Consider the following 231-nt stretch of genomic DNA (forward strand, 5'->3'; position numbering starts at 1 on the left):
TATAAGGCCGTTACAGATAGACTGTAATGGGGGGTGTGTCAAATTTACCGATTAAACGGAATATGTCAGAAGGAACATTCCACGATGTTTGTTCCGCAGTATTACTTAACCTTTATGGTAATGACTCCAACTTATTGATAGTGTTTTATGTTCAGATAATGCCCGATGACTTTGTCATGCAGCTCCACCGATTTTGAGAACGACAGCGACTTCCGTCCCAGCCGTGCCAGG

Annotated in this window: 1 protein-coding gene; it reads right to left on the reverse strand. The window is 43.3% G+C overall.

The annotated features are described in order from the left end of the window. Positions 1-131: 131 nt before the first annotated feature. Positions 132-231 (reverse strand): IS1 family transposase (locus FHD02_RS24285; RefSeq protein WP_000641146.1); only part of this gene is annotated, 100 nt, incomplete at its 5' end.

The sequence above is a fragment of the Citrobacter sp. EC_71 genome, assembly GCF_019584005.1.
GTDB classification, from domain to species: domain Bacteria; phylum Pseudomonadota; class Gammaproteobacteria; order Enterobacterales; family Enterobacteriaceae; genus Citrobacter; species Citrobacter werkmanii.